Origin of the sequence: Pseudomonas sp. NBRC 111119 (assembly GCF_001320125.1) — a bacterium.
In the GTDB taxonomy this organism is placed as follows: Bacteria; Pseudomonadota; Gammaproteobacteria; order Pseudomonadales; family Pseudomonadaceae; genus Aquipseudomonas; species Aquipseudomonas parafulva.
In genome coordinates, this window is the sequence record NZ_BCAV01000041.1 from 1 (window position 1) to 19,684 (window position 19,684).

Consider the following 19,684-nt stretch of genomic DNA (forward strand, 5'->3'; position numbering starts at 1 on the left):
GCGATGCGCGGCACGCTCGGCACCCGCTCAAAGCCAAACCGCATCCCAGTGCGGATAATCACCCGCCCTGGTAACCAACCCCGCCCGAATCGGATTGGCCACTATGTATCTCGCTAATCTCACAACGTCCTCATCGCGGCGCAGGGCTCGGTCGTAATACCCTGCCTGCCAGATCGGCGAGGCCTTTACCCCGGCCTTGCGCAATGCATTGCTGGTCTGGCACTTGAAGCGTTGCATCAGCATGCTCAGCGTCGCGTGCTTCAATTCGAGCAGCCAGTGCACATGGTCTGGCATCACAACCCAGGCTAATGAGTGGCAGTGATGTTTATGTTGTGCATGACGCATGTTGTGGACGGCCAGGCGGGCGTACTGGAAATTATCGAATAATGGCCGACGGCGGTGGGTAACAGTGGTCAGCATATAAAGCCTGCCCGGAACCGAGCAGCGGGCACGGCGTAATCGACAGCCATGAGGGTTGGTCATTGTGCTCATCCTTGAAAATGTGCGTGCTGGTACAGCCTAGCTGCGGTGCAAGGATGAAAGCGGTAATCACGGTTGCAGCATGTGACTGGATACCCGGCGCAGGCGGCGCTGAACCTAGGCACCACCACAAAACTTACGCCCCCACTACAAATTCCAGGCGAAAAAAAGGGCGACCCAAGGGTCGCCCTTTTTACCGATCAAACAGAACTCAGTTCTGCTTGGCCATTGCTTCGCGCAGCAGCGCAGCCATGGTGGTGTCGGCAGCCGCTTCCGGAGCGTTTTTCAGGCTCTGGATGGCTTCACGCTCTTCAGCGTCGTCTTTCGATTTGATCGACAGGCTGATAACGCGGGATTTGCGGTCAACGCTGATGATCTTGGCTTCGATCTCTTCGCCTTCCTTCAGAACGTTACGCGCGTCTTCAACGCGGTCACGGCTGATTTCGGAAGCTTTCAGAGTGGCTTCGATGTCGTCGGCCAGGGTGACGATGGCGCCTTTGGCGTCAACTTCTTTCACGATGCCCTTGACGATAGCGCCCTTGTCATTGACAGCAACGAAGTTGGAGAACGGATCGTCTTCCAGCTGCTTGATGCCCAGGGAGATGCGCTCGCGCTCTGGGTCGACCGACAGGATGACGGTTTCCAGCTCGTCGCCCTTCTTGAAACGACGCACGGCTTCTTCGCCGGTTTCGTTCCAGGAGATGTCGGACAGGTGAACCAGGCCGTCGATGCCGCCGTCCAGGCCAATGAAGATACCGAAGTCGGTGATCGACTTGATGGTACCGGTGATCTTGTCACCCTTGTTGAACTGGCCGGAGAAGTCTTCCCATGGGTTGGACTTGCACTGCTTGATGCCCAGGGAGATACGACGACGCTCTTCGTCGATGTCCAGAACCATGACTTCCACTTCGTCGCCAACCTGAACGACTTTCGACGGGTGGATGTTCTTGTTGGTCCAGTCCATTTCGGAAACGTGTACCAGACCTTCAACGCCTTCTTCCAGCTCAGCGAAGCAGCCGTAGTCGGTCAGGTTGGTAACGCGCGCTTGTACGCGAGTACCTTCTGGGTAACGGGCAGTGATAGCAACCCACGGATCTTCGCCCATCTGCTTCAGACCCAGCGAAACGCGGTTGCGCTCACGGTCGAACTTCAGAACGCGTACGTCGACTTCGTCGCCAACGTTAACGATTTCCGATGGGTGCTTGATGCGCTTCCAAGCCATGTCGGTGATGTGCAGCAGGCCGTCGATACCGCCCAGGTCCACGAATGCGCCGTAGTCGGTGAGGTTCTTGACGATACCTTTGACTTGCTGGCCTTCCTGCAGGGTTTCCAGCAGGGCTTCGCGCTCGGCGGAGTTCTCGGCTTCCAGCACGCTGCGACGCGAAACAACAACGTTGTTGCGCTTCTGGTCCAGCTTGATGACCTTGAATTCCAGCTCTTTGCCTTCCAGGTGGGTGGTGTCGCGCACTGGGCGGACATCAACCAGGGAGCCCGGCAGGAACGCACGGATGCCGTTAACGTCGACAGTGAAGCCGCCTTTAACCTTACCGTTGATAACGCCCTTGACCACTTCTTCGGCGGCGAAAGCTGCTTCCAGAACAATCCAGCACTCGGCGCGCTTGGCTTTTTCACGGGACAGTTTGGTTTCGCCAAAGCCGTCTTCGACCGCGTCCAGCGCAACGTGCACTTCGTCACCGACCTTGATGGTCAGCTCGCCAGCTTCGTTGTAGAACTGCTCGAGCGGGATGACGCCCTCGGACTTCAGGCCAGCGTGTACGGTAACCCAGTCGCCGTCGATGTCGACAACGATACCGGTGATGATGGCACCCGGCTGAAGATTGAGGGTTTTCAGGCTTTCTTCAAAGAGTTCTGCAAAGCTTTCGCTCATTTTAATTCCTGTAGATTCGGGCGAAACAGACGCCCATCACCACATTCCAGACAATGTGGGTTCGTTTTAAGTAAAGGAAAGCCCGCAGGACGATGACTGGTGCACCTGCCTGCCTTCCTGGTTATCAGAGGAGATCGCGCAGTGCGAGCTCGCTCCTGATACGTTGCAACACCTGATCGATGGACAATTCGGTGGAATCCAGCTGAATGGCGTCTGCAGCTGGTTTCAGCGGGGCCACTGCACGTTGGGTATCGCGCTCATCGCGCGCACGAATGTCATCTAGCAGACTCGACAGACTAACATCTTCACCCTTGCCCTTCAACTGCAGGTAACGGCGGCGGGCCCGCTCCTCGGCACTGGCGGTGAGGAACACTTTCAATGGCGCGTCGGGAAACACCACGGTGCCCATGTCACGGCCATCCGCAATCAGGCCAGGCGCCTCGCGGAAGGCGCGCTGGCGCACCAGCAGTGCGTCACGCACGGCCGGCAGCGAGGCCACCCGGGAGGCACCCGCGCCGACAGTTTCGGTACGGATGACGTTGCTGACATCCTCACCCTCAAGAATGATCTGCTGAAGCTTACCGGGCTGGGCGGCAATGAACTGCACATCCAGATGAGCGGCCAGGCGGGTCAGCAGCTCTTCGTTGGTGAGGTCCACGCCATGGTTGCTGGCGTTGAACGCCAGCAGACGGTACAGCGCGCCGGAATCCAGCAGCCGCCAGCCCAGCTCCCGGGCCAGCAGCCCGGCAACGGTGCCCTTGCCCGAGCCGCTCGGCCCGTCGATGGTGATGACTGGCGTAGGCGCGTTCACGGCTTGCCCTCTTCCGCCACGCGGATGCCCACCTCGGCGCACAGCGCCAGGAAGTTGGGGAACGACGTGGCAACGTTGGCGCAGTCGTGGATGCGGATAGGCGCGCTGGCGCGCAGCGATGCCACGCTGAAGGCCATGGCAATGCGGTGGTCGCCGTGGCCGTGCACTTCGCCGCCGCCCAGCTGGCCGCCTTCGATGATGATGCCGTCAGGGGTGGGTTCGCACTGGATACCCAGGGTGATCAGGCCGTCGGCCATCACTTGGATACGGTCGGACTCTTTGACCCGCAGCTCTTCGGCGCCCCGCAACACGGTACGCCCCTCGGCGCAAGCCGCGGCCACGAACAGCACCGGGAACTCGTCGATGGCCAGCGGCACCAGGGCTTCAGGGATGTCGATACCCTTCAGGCGTGCGCCGCGCACGCGCAGGTCGGCCACCGGCTCGCCACCCACTTCACGCTGGTTTTCCAGGGTGATGTCGCCGCCCATCAGGCGCAGGATGTCGATGACACCGGTACGGGTGGGGTTGATGCCCACATGCTCCAGCACCAGCTCGGAACCTTCGGCAATCGAGGCCGCCACCAGGAAGAACGCCGCCGACGAGATGTCGGCCGGCACTTCGATACGGGTGGCAGTGAGTTTGCCGCCAGCCTGCAGCGACGCCACCGGCCCGTTGGTGTCCACGCTGTAGCCAAAGCCGCGCAGCATGCGCTCGGTGTGGTCACGGGTAGGCGCAGGCTCGGTGACGGTGGTCCTGCCTTCGGCGTACAGGCCCGCCAGCAGCAGGCAGGATTTGACCTGCGCACTGGCCATCGGCAGCGTGTAGGTCAGGCCCTTGAGCGGGTGGCCGCCGCGGATGGTCAGCGGTGGGCGGCCTTCCGGCCCGGTTTCAACCACCGCGCCCATTTCGCGCAGCGGGTTGGCCACACGGTTCATCGGGCGCTTGGACAGCGACGCATCGCCCGTCATGGTGACGTCGAACGCCTGCCCGGCCAGCAGGCCGGACAGCAGGCGCATGGAGGTGCCCGAGTTGCCGACGTACAGCGGCCCGGGTGGCGGCTTGAGGCCATGCAGGCCCACACCGTGAATGGTCACGCGACCGTGGTTGGGGCCTTCGATGACCACCCCCATGTCACGGAATGCCTGCAGGGTCGCCAGGGCGTCCTCACCCTCGAGGAAGCCCTCGACCTCGGTGGTGCCTTCGGCCAGCGAGCCGAGCATGATCGAGCGGTGGGAAATCGACTTGTCGCCCGGTACGCGGATTCGCCCGGTCAGGCGGCCACCGGGTTGGGCCAGGAAAATCAGATCGTTGGCGTTCATAGCGTCCACATAGGCCCGGCGGGCCAGGATTTTACTGAAATGCTCGCGGGCAACCCGAGCGCGGGTGAACACACCCAGCAACTGGTGCCCGTCCCCATCAGCGATCGCGTCGCGCAAGGCGTCGAGATCGCTGCGATATGTATCAAGCGTGCGCAGCACAGCGTCGCGGTTGGCAAGGAAGATGTCATGCCACATGGTCGGGTCGCTGCCGGCGATTCTTGTGAAATCGCGAAAGCCACCCGCAGCGTACCGGAAGATTTCAAGGTTTTCATCGCGCTTGGCCAACGAATCGACCAAACCGAAGGCCAGCAGGTGCGGCAGGTGGCTGGTGGCAGCCAGCACCTCGTCATGGCGCTCGACGGGCATGTGCTCAACGTCAGCGTCCAGAGCCCGCCACAGGCGGTCGACGACGGCCAGGGCGGCGCGGTCGGTTTCGGCGAGCGGGGTAAGGATGACCTTGTGCCGGCGGAACAAGGCGGCGTTGGAGGCCTCCACACCGCTTTGCTCGGACCCGGCAATCGGGTGGCCAGGCACGAAGCGCGCCACACGCTCGCCCAGGGCTGCCCGGGCAGCCCGCACCACATTGCCCTTGGCGCTGCCCACGTCGGTGATCACGGCCTGGCCGAGGTCCAGCCCAGCCAGAAGCCCCAGCAGCTTCTCCATGGCCAGGATGGGCACGGCAAGCTGGATGACATCGGCGCCCTGGCAGGCCGCAGCCAGGTCGTCTTCGCAGCGGTCGACCACGCCCAGGGCCACCGCCTGCTTGCGCGACGGGGCATCCAGGTCGACGCCGACCACTTCGCGGCACAGGCCGCTTTCACGCAAGCCCTTGGCGAAGGAGCCGCCGATCAGGCCCAGGCCGACCACCACCAGGCGGTTGATGATCGGCGCGGGTTGGGTTGTTGCTGCATTTACCACGGGTGTGAACCTTGTATGGCGTTGTGTTGGGTGCCGGGGGTGCCAGGCACCCCGATCGCGAGCGGCTACAGGCGGCGGTTCGGAATCAAAGCACTGCCTTTGGATACGAACCCAGCACCTTCAGTGCCACGGCTTCCTGGCTGATCTGCTCGAGCACGGCCTTGATCAGCGGGTCGCGGTGGTGGCCGACGAAGTCGATGAAGAACACATACGTCCACTTGCCGCTGCGCGACGGGCGGGTTTCGATGCGGGTCAGGTCGATGCCGTTCTGATGGAAAGGCACCAGCAGCTCGTGCAGGGCTCCTGGCTTGTTGCTCATCGAAACGATGATCGAGGTCTTGTCGTCGCCGGTCGGCGGCACTTCCTGGCTGCCGATCATCAGGAAGCGCGTGGAGTTATCGGGGCGGTCCTCGATCTTCTCGGCCAGGCGGGTCAGGCCATACAGGTTGGCCGCCATATCGCCGGCAATTGCCGCAGAATTCCATTCGCCCTTGACGCGCTTGGCCGCCTCGGCGTTGCTCGACACCGCCACACGTTCCACATTCGGGTAGTGCGCGTCCAGCCACTTGCGGCACTGGGCCAGGGACTGGGCGTGGGAGTAGATGCGGGTGATGCTGCCGGTCTTGGTGCTCTCGCCCACCAGCAGGTGGTGGTGGATACGCAGCTCCACCTCACCGCAGATCACCATGTCGTGCTCAAGGAAGCTGTCCAGGGTATGGCTGACAGCCCCTTCGGTGGAGTTTTCCACGGGCACCACGCCGAAGTTGACGGCGCCAGCGGCCACCTCACGGAACACTTCGTCGATGGCTGCCATTGGCCGGCTGATCACAGCATGGCCGAAATGCTTCATGGCAGCGGCCTGGGTGAAGGTGCCTTCCGGGCCCAGGTAGGCGATTTTCAGCGGCTCTTCCAAGGCGAGGCACGAGGACATGATTTCGCGGAACAACCGCGCCATCTCTTCGTTGCCCAGTGGGCCCTGGTTGCGCTCCATCACCCGCTTGAGCACGGCAGCTTCGCGCTCAGGGCGGTAGAACACCGGTTTTTCACCCTCGGGCAGCGAGGCCGTCTTGACCTTGGCCACTTCCTGGGCGCAACGGGCGCGCTCACTGATCAGCTCGAGGATTTTCTCGTCGAGGCTGTCGATGCGCACCCGCAGGGCGGTGAGTTCGTGCTCGGACATCAGCCGTGCTCCTTCTCGAATTCAGCCATGTAGGCCACCAGGGCTTCGACGGCGTCTAGGCCCAAGGCGTTGTAGATGGAGGCGCGCATGCCGCCCACCGAGCGGTGGCCCTTGAGGTTGAGCAGGCCGCGGGCGTCGGCACCGGCCAGGAAGGCTTTGTCCAGGCGCTCGTCCGCCAGGCGGAACGGCACGTTCATCCACGAACGGGCGTTGTGGCTGATCGGGTTGGTGTAGAACTCGCTGGCATCGATAAAGCCATACAAGCGGTCTTTCTTGGCCCGGTTGCGCTGCTCCATGGCATCGACACCGCCCTGCTCTTTCAGCCACTCGAACACCAGGCCCGAGAGGTACCAGGAATAGGTGGCCGGGGTGTTGTACATGGAGCCGTTGTCGGCCGACACCTTGTAGTTGAGCATGGTCGGGCAGCTGCTGCGGGCATGGCCCAGCAGGTCTTCACGCACGATGACCACCACCAGGCCGCTGGGGCCGATGTTCTTCTGGGCGCCGGCGTAAATCAGGCCGAACTGCGACACATCGATGGGGCGCGAGAGGATGTCGGAAGACATGTCCACCACCAGCGGTACATCACCGGTCTGCGGCACCCAGTCGAACTCCAGCCCGCCGATGGTCTCGTTGGACGCATAGTGCACGTAGGCAGCGTTCGGGGTGAGGTTCCACTCGTTCTGGCCGGGAATGGCCAAGTAATCGTAGGGCTTGGCACTGGCAGCCACGTTTACATGACCGAAACGGCGCGCTTCTTCGATGGCCTTTTTCGACCAGATGCCAGTTTCGATGTAGTCGGCGGTGCCGTTTTCCGGCAGCAGGTTCAGCGGGATTTCGGCAAACTGCTGGCTGGCGCCGCCCTGCAGGAACAGCACCTTGTAATTCGAGGGGATGGACAGCAGGTCACGCAGGTCCTGTTCGGCCTTCTCGGCGATGGCCACATAGTCGTCGCTGCGGTGGCTCATTTCCATCACCGACAGGCCCTTGCCACGCCAGTCCAGCATTTCTGCCTGGGCGCGCTGCAGCACGGCATCCGGAAGCGCGGCAGGGCCCGCGCAGAAGTTAAAGGCTCGTTTGCTCACATCCACTCTCGCTCTGCCAAATAGAACAAAATCTTGATCGGTCAGTACTTAACTTGCAGGAACCGAGGTGCCCACATCGCGAGCTACGCTCGCTCCTACACAGTCAAACGGGGCGACCTTGGTCGCCCCGTTCGGGTGTAACGCCTGCTTAGTCCTGCGGTGCCTCTTCGGCGTCCGCAGCGTCGTCATTGTCGGGCGCCTGGGCCTCAACACCCTCCTCGTCCAACTCGATCACATCATCGAGCTCTTCTGCAGACGGCTCCTGGATACGCTCCAGGCCCACCAGCGTCTCGTCGCTGGCCAGCTTGATCAGGGTGACGCCCTGGGTGTTGCGGCTAAGGCTGGACACTTCGCCCACCCGGGTACGTACCAGCGTGCCCTGGTCGGAAATCAGCATGATCTCCTCGCCTTCCTGCACCTGAATGGCGCCGATCAGCAAGCCGTTGCGCCCCTTGGTGCCCATGGCAATGACGCCCTGGCCACCACGGCCGCGACGCGGGAACTTGGACAGCGGGGTACGCTTGCCGAAGCCTCGCTCGGACGCCGTGAGGATCTGCGCACCGGACTCTGGAATGAGCATGGAGATGATCTCCTGCCCCTTGCCCAGCTTCATGCCGCGCACGCCACGGGCGGTACGGCCCATTTCGCGCACCACGCTCTCGGCGAAGCGGATCACCTTGCCCGCATCGGAGAACATCATCACTTCCTTGGCGCCGTCGGTGATGGCCGCCGCAATCAGGGTGTCGCCTTCTTTCAGCTTCAGGGCGATCAGGCCGTTGCTACGCGGACGGGCGAACTGCACCAGCGGGGTCTTCTTCACGGTGCCCGACGCGGTGGCCATGAAGATGTAGGCGCCAGTAGGTTCGGCTGCCCACTCAGGGGTATCGCCGTCTTCTTCGTCGGCTTCCTCCACCTCGACCACTTCACCTTCGAGCACGGTGTCATCCGCGTCCTCCAGCTCTTCGTCGGCACCGGCGCTCTGCTGCAGGGCCTCCAGGTCGATCTGCAGCATGGCGGTGATGCGCTCACCTTCTTCCAGCGGCAGCAGGTTGACCAGCGGGCGGCCACGGGCAGCACGCGAGGCTTCGGGGATTTCGTAGGTTTTCTTCCAGTACACCTTGCCCTTGCTGGAGAACAACAGCAGGGTGGCGTGGCTGTTGGCCACCAACAGGTGCTCAATGTAGTCCTCGTCCTTCACGCCGGTGGCCGACTTGCCCTTGCCGCCGCGGCGCTGGGCCTGGTAGGCGGACAACGGCTGGGTCTTGGCATAGCCACCGTGGGAGATGGTCACTACGCGCTCTTCTTCCGGGATCATGTCGCCGTAGTTGAGGTCGTGGCTGGCGTTCAGGATCTCGGTACGGCGGGCATCGCCGTATTCGGCGCGGATCGCTTCGAGTTCTTCGCGGATCACTTCCATCAGGCGCTCGGCGCTGCTGAGGATGCGGATCAGCTCGCCGATCTGCTCCAGGATTTCCTGGTACTCGGCCAGCAGCTTCTCGTGCTCGAGGCCGGTCAGGCGGTGCAGGCGCAGGTCCAGGATGGCCTGGGCCTGCTCTGGCGAAAGGTAGTACTTGCCGTCGCGCAGGCCAAATTGCTCTGGCAGGTCTTCGGGGCGGCAGGAATCGGCACCGGCGCGCTCGACCATCACCTGCACGGCACTGGATTCCCATGGCGTGGAAATCAGCGCTTCCTTGGCTTCGGACGGCGTTGGCGAGGCCTTGATCAGGGCAATGACCGGGTCGATGTTGGACAGCGCAACGGCCTGGCCTTCGAGGATATGGCCGCGCTCGCGAGCCTTGCGCAGCTCGAACACGGTGCGGCGGGTGACCACCTCACGGCGGTGGCGCACGAAGGCTTCGAGCAGGTCCTTGAGGTTGAGCAAGCGCGGGCGGCCGTCGACCAGCGCCACCACGTTGATGCCGAACACGCTCTGCAGCTGGGTTTGCGAATACAGGTTGTTGAGCACCACCTCCGGCACCTCGCCGCGACGCAGCTCGATGACGATGCGCATGCCGTCCTTGTCGGACTCGTCGCGCAGCTCGGTGATGCCTTCGATCTTCTTCTCTTTGACCAGCTCGGCGATTTTCTCGATCAGGCGGGCCTTGTTGAGCTGGTAAGGCAGCTCGGTCACAACGATCTGCTGGCGGCCGCCTACCTTGTCGATGTCTTCGATTTCGGAGCGGGCGCGCATGTAGATGCGGCCACGGCCGGTACGGTAGGCCTCGATGATGCCCTGACGGCCGTTGATCAGGCCGGCCGTGGGGAAGTCCGGGCCCGGAATGTGCTGCATCAGCTCATCGATGGTGACTTCGGGGTTGTCGATGAGTGCCAGGCAGCCGTCGATAACCTCGCCCAGGTTATGCGGCGGGATGTTGGTGGCCATGCCCACGGCGATACCGCTGGAACCGTTGACCAGCAGGTTGGGGATACGGGTGGGCATCACCGCCGGGATCTGTTCGGTGCCGTCGTAGTTGGGCACCCAGTCGACGGTTTCTTTGTGCAGGTCGGCCAGCAGCTCGTGGGCCAGCTTGGCCATACGCACTTCGGTGTATCGCATGGCAGCGGCGTTGTCGCCGTCCACGGAACCGAAGTTGCCCTGACCGTCGACCAGCAGGTAGCGCAGCGAGAACGGCTGGGCCATACGCACGATGGTGTCATAGACCGCAATGTCGCCGTGCGGGTGGTACTTACCGATCACGTCACCGACCACGCGGGCGGATTTCTTGTACGGCTTGTTCCAGTCGTTGCCCAGTTCGCTCATCGCAAAGAGAACGCGACGATGCACGGGCTTCAAGCCGTCACGCGCATCGGGCAGCGCTCGCCCGACAATCACGCTCATCGCGTAGTCGAGGTAAGACTGTCTCAGTTCGTCTTCGATATTGACCGGGAGGATTTCTTTGGCCAGTTCGCCCATGAGAAGCCTGATTCCTTTTTCTGGTGAAACTTCGCAGCTCCATCAAGGGCCGAACGAAGCTCGCCGCCGCAGCGCATCAGCATGCGACGACTTACGACAAATCAACGAGTTGTGCCATGGATCTGCGCAGTGAAGACCGCCGGTATGGGCGGGCTTGGAAACTGCCGGATGTTACCACAATGGCGGGGGTAGTGGGGAGATGTGCACCGGGGGCTTGCCGGTGAATGTGCAGCGCCGGAGAGTTCGAGCGCTGCAGTTGCTTAGGGCCGAATCAGTGCAACCGCTTGCGACACATCAGTTGCGCCAGCTTGGCGGTGTCCGGGCGCTCGATGATGCCCCGTTCGGTCACGATCACGTCGATCAGGTCTGCCGGGGTCACGTCGAACACCGGGTTGAACACCTCGACATCCGGCGCAACCCGGGTACCGGCGTAATCCAGCAGCTCACCGGCCTCGCGCTCTTCCAGCGGAATGTCTTCGCCGGTGGCCAGGTTGAGGTCGATGCTGGTGCTCGGCGCCACCACCATGAAGCGCACGCCGTGGTGCATGGCATTGACGGCCAGTTGATAGGTGCCGATCTTGCTGGCCACATCGCCGTTGGCAGCGATGCAGTCTGCGCCCACCACCACCCAGGTGATGCCCTTGGTCTTCATCAGGTGGGCCAGGGCGGAATCGGCACACAATGTCACCGGCAGGCCTTCGTTGGCCAGCTCCCACGCCGTCAGCCGCGAGCCCTGCAGCCACGGCCGGGTTTCACCGGCGTACACCCGCTCCACCATGCCCTCAAGGTAACCGGCGCGGATCACCCCCAGGGCGGTGCCGAAGCCACCGCTGGCGAGGGCGCCGGCATTGCCGTAGGTGAGCAGGGTCTGGGCATTGCCCTGGTGGCGGCGGATCAGCTCGGTGCCGTACTGGGCCATGGTCAGGTTGGCCTCGCGGTCACTCTCGTGAATCAGGCGGGCTTCAGCTTCCACGGCGGCCAGCACGTCTTCGGCGGGGCGCAGACGCTGCAGGCGCTCGCGCATGCGGTTCAGCGCCCAGAACAGGTTGGCCGCCGTGGGGCGCGCCTCGGCCAGCACCAGGAAGTCTTCTTCCAGGTCCGTTTCCCAGTCGCCGCCCTCGGCCAGCCGCTCTTCCACGGCCAATACCAGCCCGTAGGCGGCCACGATGCCGATCGCCGATGCACCGCGCACCGCCATGTCGCGGATGGCCGCTGCCACCTGCGCAACATTGTCGCAGGCCAGCCATTGTTCTTTCGAGGGCAGCAGGCGCTGGTCGAGCAGGTGCAGGACGCCGCCCTGCCAGCGGATCCCGGTCACCTTCTCCGCCGCCAAAAGTCGCTCGCGCATCACCTCTCCCCGTGGTTCGCCCATCAAAAGCCGGCGATTATAGCGAGCCTGGTGGCCAAGCGCTCGGGTATACTTCGGCCTTTTCGAGCGCAAGCTCCAGGCCATGCGCTGCAACCACTGCCCGCCACACCCAGGCTGGCCCTGGCCCGCAGTTGCCGGCTTGCCGCTTGAAGCTGACACCCAAGTTCCAGAGGACTGTTCAATGAGCAACGTCGACCGCGCCGAAATTGCCAAGTTCGAAGCGCTGGCCCACCGCTGGTGGGACCGTGAGAGCGAGTTCAAGCCGCTGCACGAAATCAACCCGCTGCGGGTCAACTGGATCGACGAGCGCGCCAGCCTGGCCGGCAAGAAGGTGCTGGACGTGGGCTGCGGCGGCGGCATCCTCAGCGAAGCCATGGCCCAGCGCGGCGCCACGGTCACCGGCATCGACATGGGCGAAGCGCCCCTGGCCGTCGCCCGGCTGCACCAGCTGGAGTCCGGCGTGCAGGTGGAATACCGGCAGATCACCGCCGAAGCCCTGGCCGAAGAAATGCCCGGCGCATTCGATGTGGTCACCTGCCTGGAGATGCTCGAGCATGTGCCCGACCCGTCCTCGGTCATCCGCGCCTGCTACCGCATGGTCAAGCCTGGCGGCCAGGTGTTCTTCTCCACCATCAACCGCAACCCCAAGGCGTACCTGCTGGCCATTGTCGGTGCCGAGTACATCCTCAAGATGCTGCCGCGCGGCACCCACGACTTCAAGAAATTCATCCGCCCGTCGGAGCTTGGCGCCTGGAGCCGCGTTGCCGGCCTTGAAGTGAAGGACATCATCGGCCTGACCTACAACCCGCTGACCAAGCACTACAAGCTCAGCAGCGACGTTGACGTCAACTACATGATCCAGACCCTGCGCGAGGAATGAGCATGCGCCTGCGAGCTGTACTGTTCGACATGGACGGCACCTTGCTGGACACGGCGCCGGACTTCATCGCCATCTGCCAGGCCATGCTCGCCGACCGTGGCCTGCCGCCGGTGGACGACGCCCTGATCCGCGGGGTGATCTCTGGCGGCGCCCGGGCCATGGTCGCCGCCACCTTTGCCATGGACCCGGAGGCCGAGGGCTTCGAGGCCCTGCGCCTGGAGTTTCTGGAGCGTTACCAGCGCGACTGCGCCGTGCACACCCGGTTGTTCGATGGCATGGCCGAGCTGCTGGCGGACATCGAGAAAGGCAAGCTGCTGTGGGGGGTGGTCACCAACAAGCCGGTGCGTTTCGCCGAGCCCATCATGCAGCGCCTGGGCCTGGCCGAACGCTCGGCACTGCTGATCTGCCCAGACCACGTGACGCGCAGCAAACCAGACCCAGAGCCGCTGATACTGGCCTGCAAGACGCTGAACCTGGACCCGGCCAGCGTGCTGTTCGTGGGGGACGACTTGCGTGACATCGAGTCGGGCCGCGACGCCGGTACCCGCACTGCAGCGGTACGCTTTGGCTACATTCACCCGGATGACAACCCGAACCACTGGGGCGCCGACGTGGTGGTCGACCACCCGCTGGACCTGCGCAAGGTCATCGACAGCGCGCTGTGTGGCTGCTGAACATTGTGGCACTGCGCATAACCTGTCGAGCAGGGCCCTGTAGGAGCGGCTTCAGCCGCGAACACCGGCGCAGCCGGTGCCATGCACCGCGCCGCCTGCTTCGCGGGTAAACCCGCTCCCACAGGTTCAGTTGCCCGCTCACAGGGTGTGTTCAAGCATTTAAAGGACTCAAACATGTTCGACTACGCCGCTCGTGCGGATCTGCTCAAAGGCCGGGTCATCCTGGTAACCGGCGCCGGCCGTGGTATCGGCGCTGCCGCTGCCAAGGCTTACGCCGCGCTGGGTGCTACGGTGCTGCTGCTGGGCAAGACCGAAGCCAACCTGAACGCGCTGTACGATGAAATCGAAGCGGCTGGCCACCCACAGCCGGTGGTTATACCGTTCAACCTGGAAACCGCCCTGCCCCACCAGTACGACGAACTGGCGGTGATGATCGAAGACCAGTTCGGGCGCCTGGACGGGCTGCTCAACAACGCCTCGATCATCGGCCCACGCACGCCCATGGAGCAGTTGTCGGGTGACAACTTCATGCGCGTGATGCATGTGAACGTGGATGCCACCTTCATGCTCACCAGCACCCTGCTGCCATTGCTGAAGCTGTCCGAGGACGCTTCGGTGGTGTTCACCAGCAGCAGCGTGGGGCGCAAGGGCCGCGCCTACTGGGGCGCCTACGGGATCTCTAAGTTCGCCACCGAAGGCATGATGCAGACCCTGGCCGACGAACTGGAAGGCGTGGCACCGGTACGTGCCAACAGCATCAACCCGGGCGCCACGCGCACCGCCATGCGTGCCCAGGCCTACCCAAGCGAGAACCCGCAGAACAACCCCCTGCCCGAAGAAATCATGCCGGTGTACCTGTACCTGATGGGGCCAGACAGCAAAGGCGTGAATGGGCAGGCGTTCAACGCCCAGTAAGCCCAAGAGGCCGGGCGGCCTCCTGAGTCACCCGGCAACCGGGGTCAGCCAGCAGCCAGCGCCGGGCTTACCCGGCCTTGCTGGCGCCCCTCGAGCTGCATGCAGCGCTCCAAGAACAGGAACATGCAGTCGTAGCTCTTGCAGATCGCCCGGCGCAGCTCGGTACGCAGGCTCATGCTCGGGTTCTCGCCCGCCAGGGTGCAGATGATCTCCAGCGCCTCCCACGGGTGGGTGTCGTCATACTGGGCATGCATCTTCAGCCACTTCATGGCGCGCTTGCGCTGGTCTTCCGGGAAGCCCATGGCGTAGGTATCGGTGGAGCACACCACTGCCGACCACTCCCCGGTCGCCCCTTCGATGGCATAGTTGGTGGCCGCCATCGACACCGCCAGGTTCTCGGTGGCGCACACCCGCCAGCACCAGTCGTTCAGGCCGTTGAGTTCGGGCGGTACATCCTGGGCCTGCAGGTCGTGCAGGTTCACGCCATGGGCCTGGGCCCAGTTCACCCAATAATCGGCGTGGTTCAGTTCCACGCGAATGTTGCGCATCAGCCAGCGCCGCGCCATGTCCTCGCCCTGATGGCGGCCGTAGCGGGTCTTGGTGAGGTTGTGCGCCATGTACAGCGAGAACTGCTCCACCACCGGCCAGCCGCCAATCAGGTACTGGCGAATGGTGGACTGCTTGAGGGTGCCGTCGCGCAGGCGCGCATACAGCTCGTGCTCCACCACACGGCGCTTGCTCTCACTGCAATCCTCGATCAGTTGCTGGGCCCACTTAGGGTAGCTGGCCGGGTCCATCAATGGCCCGATACGGACGAATGCATCAATCACTTTCTGCTCCTTGATCCTTGTGATTTCTAGCTAGCGAAACGTGCCAGGCGCCCGCTGCAACAGGGGCCGGTCGGCCACCCGCTGGCGGTGCAAACTGTCACAGGTGAACACCTGCGGGCGTTCTATCAGGTAGCCCTGGGCGTAATCCACACCAATTTCCTGCAGGGCCTGCTCGATCAACGGGGTCTCGACAAATTCGGCGATGGTACGTTTACCCATCACGTGGCCGATGTGGTTGATGACCTCGACCATGGCCCGGTTGACCGGGTCGTCGAGCATGTCCTTGACGAAACTGCCGTCGATCTTGAGGAAATCTACGGGCAAATGCTTGAGGTAGGCAAACGATGACATGCCGGCACAGAAGTCATCGAGGGAAAACCGGCAACCCAGGCCCTTGAGTTCATTGATGAAGCGGATCGCGCTGCCCAGGTTGGCGATGGCGCTGGTCTCGGTGATCTCGAAGCAGATCATGCGCGGCGGAATGGCGTAATCCACGAACAGGCGTTGCAGGTACTCCAGGAATTTGTCATCACCGATGCTCGAGCCCGACAGGTTGATGGCACAGGTGGCCAGTGGCCCTTTGTGGCCGGCGTCCAGGCACTGGCGGATGATCATGAACACGTTGCGCACCACCCAGCGGTCCAGTGCGGTGATCAGCCCGTAGCGTTCGGCGGCTGGGATAAAGCTGTTGGGGAGGATGGTGCGCCCGCTTTCATCGTGCAGGCGCAACAGAATCTCGATATGGCCAGGGCCATCGAAGGCCTTGAGGGGCGCAATTTCCTGGGCGTACAGGCAAAAGCGGTTTTCTTCCAGGGCCACGTGCAAGCGCTGGATCCAGGCCATTTCGCCGAAACGGATAGACAGCTCGCTGTCGTCGGCATGGTACACCTGCACACGGTTACGGCCCTTTTCCTTGGCCATGTAGCAGGCCATGTCGGCCGCACGCAGCGACGTTTCCAGGGTGCCGGGCGCCTGGGCGATGTGCACCAGCCCTACGCTTACCGTGGTCACGAACGGCCTGCCCTTCCACACGAAGTGCAGGCTCTGCACCATCTGGCGCAGTTGTTCGGCAATGCGCTCGGCCTGCTCGGGCGGGCAGTTTTCCAGCAGCACGCCAAACTCGTCGCCCCCCAGCCGCGCCAGGGTGTCGCCTTCGCGCAGGCCCGATTGCAGCACCGCGCAGATGTGCCGCAGCAATTCGTCGCCCGCCGCATGCCCGCAGGTATCGTTCACCAGCTTGAACTGGTCCAGGTCCAGGAACATCAGCGAATGCCGGCCCGGCTGGCGCGCCAGGGCATTGAGCGCCTGCTCCAGGCGGTATTCGAATTCACGCCGGTTGGCCAGGCCCGTGAGGGCATCGTGGGTGGCCTGCCAGGACAGGTTGGCGATGTACTGGCGCTCCTGCGTCATGTCGTGCAGCACCAGCACAATGCCGCTGACCTGCCCTTCGTTGACGATGGACGAGCCCACCAGGTTGATCGACACAGTGCTGCCGTCCAGCCGCTGAATCAGCCGCGCATGTTCGGCACCGCCCTTGAGGCTGCCGCTGAGCACCTGGTCCACCAGGCTGCGGCCTTCGTCCATGTCGTGCTCGTCCACCAGGGTGAACAGCGCCGACAGCGGCAAGCCCAGGGCCTGGGCAGCTTGCCAGTGGGTGAGCTGCTCGGCCGCAGGGTTCATGTAGCCGATACAGCCTTCCACATCGGTGGTGATCACCGCGTCGCCAATGGCTTGCAGGGTGATTTGCGCGCGCTCTTTTTCTTCCTGCAAGGCGCTGGCGAACGCCTGGCGCTGGGCCAGCAGCTTGCTTGAGCGGCGCCAGGCGATGGTAATGAGGATGAGCGCGGTCACCAGGTTGGTAATCAGCAGCACCCTCAGCAGTACCCGCGAGCCCTCGCCCAAGGCATCGCTGAACGCCTTGGCGGCGGGGGTGACACCCTCGTTGATGATGGCGATACGTGCCTTCCAGGCCTCTACCGTGGCCTCAGCCACCGGCCCATTGGCGAAGCGCTGGTGCATCTCGCCCGCCAGCACGTCCAGCTTGGCCAGGTAGTCGTCACCCATGTCCCAGTAGTTCACCGCCGTCTGCATGTAGCTGATGCCGCGGAAATGGCGGTAGAACCAGATGATGCGCTCAACATCGTCCAGGTGGTTGCCGCCCTGGAGCACGGCCTCGCGGGCGGCCTGCAGGTCAGGGTCCGGTTTGTCCAGCACCTTGCGCACGCGGTGGTCGCCCTGGGGCACGATGATGGCCTGGCGGTAGCGCTGGTAGGTGTCCTCGTCGCGCGTATCTGCGTACAGGTTGAGGTAGTAGATGGCATCTTTCTGAGCCTTGGACCATAGGCTCTCCCCCGCGACGTAGGCACGCACGGCTGAAAGCGTGTACAGGCTGAGGCTGCCCAAGGCGACCTGGAACACCACCACGGCGATGAAGGGCCAGGTGATGCCGAGCAGCTTGGGCGCCTCTTGAGTGCGATGTCCCTTCATGGATTCCCTGTCACCGAGCTGATAAGGCGAGAATCGACCCAGACAAAGCACAGCGTAGGCCATTTGCCAGTAACGCGATGGAAATTTCAGCAGTGACCGGCGTGCTGCACCTAGCGCTGCTGCAAGTGCCCGTACAGCTTGGCGTACAAGCCGCCCTCGGCGATCAGTTGCTGGTGGTCGCCGTCCTCTGCCACACGCCCGCCATCGAACACCAGCACACGGTCAGCCTGCTTAACAGCCGACAGGCGGTGGGCGATGATCAGGGTGGTGCGACCGGTTAAAAACCGTGCCAGTGCCTGGTGCAGGTTGTACTCGGTGGCGGCGTCCAGCGCCGAGGTGGCCTCGTCGAGGATCACCACCTTGGGCTCGGCCAGCACCATGCGGGCGATGGCCAGCCGCTGGCGCTGCCCACCGGACAGCCGCACCCCGGACCGCCCCACCACGCTGTTCAGGCCCTGGGGCAAGGCGGCGATGGTGCTGTCGAGCTGGGCAATGGCCAGTGCCTGCCAGCAGGCGTCATCGGTGCAGTCGCGCCCCATGGTCAGGTTGGCGCGTACGGTGTCGTTGAACAGCGAAGGGTGCTGCAGCACCACCGCGACATGCTCGCGCAGGGTGTCCAGGCCAATCTCCTGCAAAGTGGCACCGCCAAAACGGATGCTACCGGCCTGGGCGCTGTACAACCCCAGCAGCAGCTGCACCAGGGTGCTCTTGCCGCCGCCACTGGCACCGACGATCGCCACCTTTTCACCGGGGGCAATGGCCAGGTCGAGGTGCTCCAGTACCGGCTCATCACCGTAGGCGAAGCTCAGGTCGCGCACCTCGATGCCTACCGTGGCGTGGCCGGCGAAGGGGTGGCTGGCGCCGGGGTACTGGGGCTCGTCGGCGCGTGCCAGCAGCTCGTTGAGGCGGTTCAGGGCGCCACCTGCGGCGTAGTAGGCGTATTGCAGGTTGAGCAGCTGCTCCACAGGGCCAATCATGAACCACAGGTAGCTGAACACCGCCAGCATCTGGCCAATGGACAGGTCCGAAAACAGCACGGTGAGCATCGCGGCGGCACGGAAAATATCGATGCCGAACTGGAACAACAAGCCACTGGCGCGGCCACTGGCATCACTCTTCCACTGGGATTCCACCGCGTAATCACGCACTTCGCGGGCGCGCACGCCCAGGCGCCCGAGGAAGTAACCCTGGCGGTTGCCGGCACGGATTTCCTGGATGGCGTCCAGGGTTTCGGTAAGGGCTTGGGTAAAACGGGCCGTGCTGTCGTTTTCCAGTTTCTTGAGGTGCTTCACGCGCTTGCCCAACTGCACGGTGAAGTAGATGACCAGCGGGTTGAACAGCAGGATCAGCAACGCCAGCTGCCAGTGCATCCAGATAAGAATGGCCGCTGTGCCGGTGAGGGTGAGCATGGCGACCAGAAAGCGGCTGAGGGTTTCGCCCACGAACTTGTCGAGGGTGTCCAAGTCGGTGACCAGGTGGGTGGTGACCGTGCCACTGCCCAGGCTTTCGTACTCCTTCAGCGAAATACGCTTCAGGCGCTCGATGAGCCGAATGCGCAACCGGTAGACGATGTCCTTGGCCAGCCCGGCGAACAGTTTGGCCTGAACCACATTGAATGCCAGCGCAAACAGGCGCAGGCACAAGGTAAGCACCAGCATCAGGCCGATATAGCCCGCGGCCACCTGCCAGCCTTGGGGCAGCAGCTGGTTCATCCACTTCAGCGCGGCATCGCCATGGCCCAGCAGCACTTCATCCACCAGCAGCGGCAGCAGCAACGGGATGGGCACGCTGCAGCAAGCCGCCAGCACCGCAATCAGGTTGGCAGACCAGAGCTGCTTTTTGTGGTGCAGGGCCAGGCGGCGAATCTCTGCCCAGCTCAACCGGTCAGCCACGGCCTGGGGTTTACCCGGCACCGGGTCGGGCGACCCGGGCAT

The 19,684-nt window shown here is 63.4% G+C and carries 14 protein-coding genes; 3 read left to right on the forward strand and 11 right to left on the reverse strand.

What is annotated here, in order from left to right; genetic code table 11:
* Positions 1 to 27 precede the first annotated feature (27 nt).
* From APH25_RS15505 to mtnA, 8 genes are all read right to left on the reverse strand, one after another.
* A complete protein-coding gene (locus APH25_RS15505) occupies positions 28 to 483 on the reverse strand; it encodes a transposase (protein ID WP_060482524.1) in 456 nt (151 codons plus the stop codon).
* Between the two features lie 208 nt (positions 484 to 691).
* Positions 692 to 2,368 carry a 30S ribosomal protein S1 gene (rpsA, locus tag APH25_RS15510; RefSeq protein WP_003252673.1) on the reverse strand — a complete coding sequence of 559 codons (1,677 nt, stop codon included), beginning with the start codon at positions 2,366 to 2,368 and terminating at the stop codon, positions 692 to 694.
* 124 nt (positions 2,369 to 2,492) lie between these two features.
* On the reverse strand, positions 2,493 to 3,179 hold the full coding sequence (gene cmk, locus APH25_RS15515) for a (d)CMP kinase (protein ID WP_028634702.1): 687 nt from the start codon (positions 3,177 to 3,179) through the stop codon (positions 2,493 to 2,495).
* On the reverse strand, positions 3,176 to 5,416 hold the full coding sequence (locus APH25_RS15520; protein ID WP_060482525.1) for a bifunctional prephenate dehydrogenase/3-phosphoshikimate 1-carboxyvinyltransferase: 2,241 nt from the start codon (positions 5,414 to 5,416) through the stop codon (positions 3,176 to 3,178). The genes cmk and APH25_RS15520 overlap by 4 nt, the downstream gene beginning before the upstream one ends.
* Positions 5,417 to 5,501: 85 nt before the next feature.
* Complete coding sequence (pheA, locus tag APH25_RS15525) at positions 5,502 to 6,596, reverse strand: prephenate dehydratase (RefSeq protein WP_028634700.1); 1,095 nt, start codon at positions 6,594 to 6,596, stop codon at positions 5,502 to 5,504.
* Positions 6,596 to 7,681 carry a 3-phosphoserine/phosphohydroxythreonine transaminase gene (gene serC / locus APH25_RS15530; protein ID WP_028634699.1) on the reverse strand — a complete coding sequence of 362 codons (1,086 nt, stop codon included), beginning with the start codon at positions 7,679 to 7,681 and terminating at the stop codon, positions 6,596 to 6,598. Before serC ends, pheA begins: the two co-directional genes overlap by 1 nt.
* A gap of 148 nt (positions 7,682 to 7,829) precedes the next feature.
* Positions 7,830 to 10,595 carry a DNA gyrase subunit A gene (gene gyrA / locus APH25_RS15535; protein WP_060482526.1) on the reverse strand — a complete coding sequence of 922 codons (2,766 nt, stop codon included), beginning with the start codon at positions 10,593 to 10,595 and terminating at the stop codon, positions 7,830 to 7,832.
* A 271-nt stretch (positions 10,596 to 10,866) separates the two neighbouring features.
* Entirely contained in the window at positions 10,867 to 11,943 is a 1,077-nt protein-coding gene (mtnA, locus tag APH25_RS15540) for an S-methyl-5-thioribose-1-phosphate isomerase (protein WP_028634697.1), read from the reverse strand.
* Between the two features lie 202 nt (positions 11,944 to 12,145).
* Here mtnA and ubiG point away from each other — a divergent pair, with 202 nt between their 5' ends.
* From ubiG to APH25_RS15555, 3 genes are all read left to right on the forward strand, one after another.
* Positions 12,146 to 12,844, forward strand: a complete 699-nt coding sequence (gene ubiG / locus APH25_RS15545) for a bifunctional 2-polyprenyl-6-hydroxyphenol methylase/3-demethylubiquinol 3-O-methyltransferase UbiG (RefSeq protein WP_028634696.1) — start codon at positions 12,146 to 12,148, stop codon at positions 12,842 to 12,844.
* Positions 12,845 to 12,846: 2 nt separating this feature from the next.
* Positions 12,847 to 13,518 (forward strand): N-acetylmuramic acid 6-phosphate phosphatase MupP, encoded by a 672-nt coding sequence (mupP, locus tag APH25_RS15550; RefSeq protein WP_028634695.1) that lies wholly within the window; start codon positions 12,847 to 12,849, stop codon positions 13,516 to 13,518.
* 174 nt (positions 13,519 to 13,692) lie between these two features.
* Positions 13,693 to 14,433: a YciK family oxidoreductase gene (locus APH25_RS15555; protein WP_028634694.1), complete on the forward strand. Its 741-nt coding sequence runs from the start codon at positions 13,693 to 13,695 to the stop codon at positions 14,431 to 14,433.
* Positions 14,434 to 14,477: 44 nt separating this feature from the next.
* Here APH25_RS15555 and APH25_RS15560 read toward each other — a convergent pair whose 3' ends face one another.
* From APH25_RS15560 to APH25_RS15570, 3 genes are all read right to left on the reverse strand, one after another.
* Positions 14,478 to 15,263 carry a TenA family transcriptional regulator gene (locus tag APH25_RS15560; protein WP_060482527.1) on the reverse strand — a complete coding sequence of 262 codons (786 nt, stop codon included), beginning with the start codon at positions 15,261 to 15,263 and terminating at the stop codon, positions 14,478 to 14,480.
* 30 nt (positions 15,264 to 15,293) lie between these two features.
* Positions 15,294 to 17,750, reverse strand: a complete 2,457-nt coding sequence (locus APH25_RS15565) for an EAL domain-containing protein (protein WP_060482528.1) — start codon at positions 17,748 to 17,750, stop codon at positions 15,294 to 15,296.
* Positions 17,751 to 17,860: 110 nt separating this feature from the next.
* Positions 17,861 to 19,684: an ABC transporter ATP-binding protein gene (locus tag APH25_RS15570; RefSeq protein WP_177331190.1), complete on the reverse strand. Its 1,824-nt coding sequence runs from the start codon at positions 19,682 to 19,684 to the stop codon at positions 17,861 to 17,863.

What these genes read in the sequence shown, in the direction of transcription:
- mupP (WP_028634695.1), top strand. Translation starts at nt 12,847, where the DNA reads ATGCGCCTGCGAGCTGTACTGTTCGACATGGACGGCACCTTGCTGGAC.
- pheA (WP_028634700.1), bottom strand. Translation starts at nt 6,596, where the DNA reads ATGTCCGAGCACGAACTCACCGCCCTGCGGGTGCGCATCGACAGCCTC.
- APH25_RS15505 (WP_060482524.1), bottom strand. Translation starts at nt 483, where the DNA reads ATGACCAACCCTCATGGCTGTCGATTACGCCGTGCCCGCTGCTCGGTT.
- mtnA (WP_028634697.1), bottom strand. Translation starts at nt 11,943, where the DNA reads ATGCGCGAGCGACTTTTGGCGGCGGAGAAGGTGACCGGGATCCGCTGG.
- ubiG (WP_028634696.1), top strand. Translation starts at nt 12,146, where the DNA reads ATGAGCAACGTCGACCGCGCCGAAATTGCCAAGTTCGAAGCGCTGGCC.
- APH25_RS15565 (WP_060482528.1), bottom strand. Translation starts at nt 17,750, where the DNA reads ATGAAGGGACATCGCACTCAAGAGGCGCCCAAGCTGCTCGGCATCACC.
- APH25_RS15555 (WP_028634694.1), top strand. Translation starts at nt 13,693, where the DNA reads ATGTTCGACTACGCCGCTCGTGCGGATCTGCTCAAAGGCCGGGTCATC.
- gyrA (WP_060482526.1), bottom strand. Translation starts at nt 10,595, where the DNA reads ATGGGCGAACTGGCCAAAGAAATCCTCCCGGTCAATATCGAAGACGAA.
- APH25_RS15570 (WP_177331190.1), bottom strand. Translation starts at nt 19,684, where the DNA reads ATGCCCGGGTCGCCCGACCCGGTGCCGGGTAAACCCCAGGCCGTGGCT.
- rpsA (WP_003252673.1), bottom strand. Translation starts at nt 2,368, where the DNA reads ATGAGCGAAAGCTTTGCAGAACTCTTTGAAGAAAGCCTGAAAACCCTC.